Origin of the sequence: Pseudomonas protegens (genome assembly GCF_003732485.1) — a bacterium.
Taxonomy (GTDB): Bacteria; Pseudomonadota; Gammaproteobacteria; order Pseudomonadales; family Pseudomonadaceae; genus Aquipseudomonas; species Aquipseudomonas protegens_B.
Map to the genome: position 1 here is coordinate 16,130 of NZ_MOAK01000015.1, position 4,184 is coordinate 20,313.

Genomic DNA, 4,184 nt, shown 5'->3' on the forward strand with positions numbered 1-4,184 from the left:
CTCTGCCTGTCGATGAGGCACTACGGCGTCCGGATCATTTCAGGGGCTCGTGCAGGGCCCGCCCAAAAGGTACGCATAGTGCCTTCAGTGCCTTACCTGCGGGCCCATGGCTGCCCCGGTCATGGGGGCCTGTGGAAAGGGCACGGGAAATGCGCGCTCGTAAGCCCGGCATACCCGCAGCACCTGATCGTCGGCAAATCGCGGGCCAACCACCTGCAGGCCGATGGGCAATCCCGCCTCCGAGAACCCGCAGGGCAGTGAGGCGGCAGGTTGCTGGGTCAGGTTGAAGGGGTAGCTGAAAGGCGACCACTTCATCCAGTCGTCGATTGCGCTGCCGGGCGGGGTGTCGTGGCCGGCCTCGAACGCGGTGATCGGCAGCATCGGACAGACCAGCAGGTCGTAGCGGCTGTGAAACATGTTCATGTGGGCCATCAAGGCCGCCCGGGCTTCCTGGGCTGCGGTGAAGTCGGCGAGGGTGGTGTGGCGGCATTCTTCGGTAAAGCGCAACAGGCCCGGATCAAGCACCGCTTTCTGGGCCGTGCTCAGTTGCCGGGCCAGCGTCTGTGCGCCGGCGTAGATCACGCTCTTGAACAGTTGCAGGGGGTCGTCGAATCCCGGATCGACCGCTTCGACGATCGCCCCCAGTTGTTCCAGCCGCGCCACGGCCTGCGCCACCTGGCGAGCGACCTGCGGATCAACCTGCACATAACCCAAGTCTGCGCTGTAGGCGATACGCAGGCCTTTGAGGTGGGTGCTGTCGGGCAGCCACGGGGTGTGTCGCGGGGCCCCCATCAGCGCGTCCCGCGGGTCGGGTCGGGCGATGGCCTGCAGGAGCAGTACGGCATCCTCCACGGTGCGGGTCATGGGGCCCAGGTGAGACACCAGGGTCGTCGCGCTGGCCGGGTACTGGGGGATGTAGCCAAAGGTGGGCTTGAAGCCGAAAGTGCCGGTAAAGCTGGCGGGGATGCGGATCGAGCCTCCGGCATCGCTGCCCTGATGCAGCACGCCCAGATTGAGCGCCGCGGCCACCGCCGCGCCGCCGGAGGAGCCGCCACTGGTCATGCGGGTATCCCAGGGATTGCGAGTGATGCCGTAGAGCGGGCTGTCGGTCACGCCTTTCCAGCCGAACTCCGGGCTGGTGGTCTTGCCCAGCACCACGGCCCCGGCCTCTCGCATGAAGGCGGTGACGGGCGCGTCGACGTCCCAGGGGCCTTCGGCCGAAATGGTCATCGATGCTTTGCGCGTGGGCATGCCCCGGGTCGGGGTCAGTTCCTTGATCGATGTGGGCAGGCCGTCGAGGGCGCCGCAGGGCTGGCCCTTCATCCAGCGTTTTTCAGCTTCGCGTGCAGTGCTCAGCGCGCCTTCGGGATCGGTGTAGCAAAAGGCATTGACCCGCGGGTTGAAGCGCTCGATACGGGCCAGTGCGTCCTGGGTGACCTCCACGGGAGACAGCTGCTTGTCACGGTAGTGACCGAGCAGCTCGATGGCGCTCATGTCGGCGATGGCGGTAGCGTTTGGCATGGCAGTGTCCTGATAGGCGGGTGCAGGGCTGGCCTGCACAAGACAGTGTGTGGGCGCCCAGATCGGGGCACCCCGAGAACCAAGCGCCTCAGCGCAGGTAGCCTTCGACCAGTTCCACCCAGCACGCTGCGCCCAGGGGAATCAATTGATCGTTGAAGTCGTAGTGATCGTTGTGCACCGAGCAGCCGTTGAACTCCCCGGTACCGTTGCCCAGGCCGAAATAGCAGCCGGGCACTTCATCCAGCATCCAGGCAAAATCCTCGCTGCCCATGGCCCTGAATGACACTTGCTCCACCACGTTCTCGTCGCCCAGGGCCTTGCGCGCGGCGTCGAGCATCTGTTGCGTCTCGGCGACGGTGTTCACCAGGACCGGGGCCAGCAACTGATAGTCGATCTCGGCGGTGACCCCGAATGCTGCGGCCTGGCCCTCGACGATGGTGCGGATCCGCTGCTCGACCTGTTGGCGGATCGCCGGGTCAACCGTGCGCACGCTGAGTTCCAGCATGGCCGATTCGGGAATGATGTTGGTGGCGGTTCCGGCGTGTACCTTGCCGATGCTGATCACCACCGCATCGTTGGCGCTGATGTTGCGCGAGACAACGGTTTGCAGGGCACTGATGATGCCGGCCAGGGCCGGGATCGGATCGACGGCGCGCTCCGGCACGGCGCCGTGTCCGCCTTTGCCGGTCAGGGTAATGCCGACCCGCTCGGACGAGGCCATGACCCCGCCGCTCTTGATGATCGCGTAGCCCACGGGAAACCCCGGCATGTTGTGGAAGGCGTACACCGCATCGCAGGGGAAGCGCCGGAACAGCCCGTCGGCCATCATGCTCCTGGCGCCGGTCAGGCCTTCTTCATCCGGTTGGAAAATCAGGTTCAGCGTACCGTCGAACTCGCCGTGCAGGGCCAGTTGTTCGGCCGCCGCCAGCAGGGTGGCGGTGTGGCCGTCATGACCACAGGCATGCATCACCCCGGCGCGCTGGCTGGCCCAGGGCAAGCCGTTGCGCTCGATGATCGGCAGGGCATCCATGTCCGCCCGCAGGCCCAGGGTCCTGGTGCCCGAGCCGCGACGCAGGACGCCGACCACGCCATGGCCGCCCACCCCGGTGTGGACTTCATAGCCCCAGCCTTCGAGCAGGCCGGTGACCAGGGCTGCGGTGTCCAGGGTGTCTTCACCCAGCTCCGGATGGGCGTGGAGGTTGCGCCTGATCTTCAGGAAGCGCTCGGTACTGGCTTGCAGTCGGTCTTGCAGGGAGGTCATGTTCACAACGGATTCCTTGTTCCAGGTAGAGGGGCAGTTGCAGGGCGGATTCAGGGACGGCCCGGGTATTCCGGGTAGAAACGCAGGGCCACGCCACTGAGCACGATGGCGCTGCACAGATACCAGGCAGGTACCAGCGGGCTTGCGGTCACGGCGATCAGCCAGGTCACGATCAGCGGCGAGAAACCACCGAACAGGGTGACCCCGAAGCTGTAGACGATCGACAGCCCAGTGACTCGCTCGTCACGGGCGAAGGCTTCCATCAGCAGCGCCAGGCCGGCACCGCCGCTGATGGCCATCGGCAGGATCAGCATCGACACCGCCACCAGGCAGAGCAGGGTGCTTTGCAGGCCCAGCAGCATGAAGGCCGGGTAGGTCAGGATGATCTGCAGCCCGCACAGCCAGTACAGCAAGGGCTTGCGTCGGGGCATGCGGTCAGCCCATCGCGAGGCCAGCGGGGGTACGACCGTCAGCAGGACGCAAGCGAAGGCCACCAGCGAAAAGGCGAAGCTGCTGGAGTAGTGCAAGGTCCGGGTGAGGTAGGTCGGCATGTAGAACACCACCATGTAGGAGGTGACCGTCGAACTGGCCATGAGCAATATGCCCAGTCCCAGGGTGCGCGCGTGCTTGCGCAGCAGGTCGCGAAACGGCGTCGGGTTCTCCGGGTTCTGGTGGGTTTCATCCAGGTGCTTGCGGATGTACCAGCCCACCGGGCCAATCAGCAGGCCGATGATGAACGGAATGCGCCAGCCCCAGCTGTGCAGCGCCTGCTCCGACAGAACGCTGGTCAGCGCCAGCCCGGAAAGCGCCCCGAGCAGGGCGGCAGCGCCCTGGCTCGCGCCTTGCCAGCAGACCATGAAGCAGCGGTTGTCGGTGCGCCCGGACTCCATCAGGAAGGCCGACGCGGCGCCAACCTCACCGCCCGCGGAAAAGCCCTGCAGCATCCGCCCCAGCACCAGCATGATGGTGGCGAAGATCCCGATGCTGGAATAGGTGGGGGTAAAGGCAATGATGCCCGTGCCGATGGTCATCAAGGCAATGGTCAGCGACAGCGCCTGCTTGCGGCCGTAGCGGTCGGCCACCCGGCCAATCAGTACCGCCCCTAGCGGGCGGACGACAAAACCCAGGGCGAAGGTCACCAGCGACATCATCAGCGATGCCAATGGGGAGTCGGAGGGGAAGAACAGCTGGCCGATGATCACCGCGAAAAAGCTGTACACGGTGAAGTCGTACATCTCCAGCGCATTGCCCAGGGAGGAGGCGACGACCACCCGGCGCATGTTGCCGCGGGGTATTGCCGGTGCTGTGCTCGGCGCGTATTGAAGCGGTAGCGAAGGAGCGGGGGTGCTTTTCATGGCATTTTCCAAAGAGTGGCGGTTGGCACAGAGGCTGTGCCCACCGC

General features: G+C 65.5%; 3 protein-coding genes. All 3 read right to left on the reverse strand.

Annotated features, from left to right (window positions below):
* Positions 1-84: 84 nt before the first annotated feature.
* The 3 genes from BLX41_RS01535 to BLX41_RS01545 all read right to left on the reverse strand — a co-directional run bounded on the left by BLX41_RS01535 (position 85) and on the right by BLX41_RS01545 (position 4,137).
* Complete coding sequence (locus BLX41_RS01535; RefSeq protein ID WP_123723486.1) at positions 85-1,521, reverse strand: amidase; 1,437 nt, start codon at positions 1,519-1,521, stop codon at positions 85-87.
* Positions 1,522-1,609: 88 nt separating this feature from the next.
* Complete coding sequence (locus tag BLX41_RS01540) at positions 1,610-2,782, reverse strand: amidohydrolase (protein ID WP_123723487.1); 1,173 nt, start codon at positions 2,780-2,782, stop codon at positions 1,610-1,612.
* Positions 2,783-2,832: 50 nt separating this feature from the next.
* Positions 2,833-4,137, reverse strand: a complete 1,305-nt coding sequence (locus BLX41_RS01545) for an MFS transporter (protein WP_185073330.1) — start codon at positions 4,135-4,137, stop codon at positions 2,833-2,835.
* Positions 4,138-4,184: the final 47 nt, after the last annotated feature.

Excerpts from the sequence above, each read along its gene's own strand:
- BLX41_RS01535 (WP_123723486.1), bottom strand. The coding sequence starts at position 1,521 with ATGCCAAACGCTACCGCCATCGCCGACATGAGCGCCATCGAGCTGCTC.
- BLX41_RS01540 (WP_123723487.1), bottom strand. The coding sequence starts at position 2,782 with ATGACCTCCCTGCAAGACCGACTGCAAGCCAGTACCGAGCGCTTCCTG.
- BLX41_RS01545 (WP_185073330.1), bottom strand. The coding sequence starts at position 4,137 with ATGAAAAGCACCCCCGCTCCTTCGCTACCGCTTCAATACGCGCCGAGC.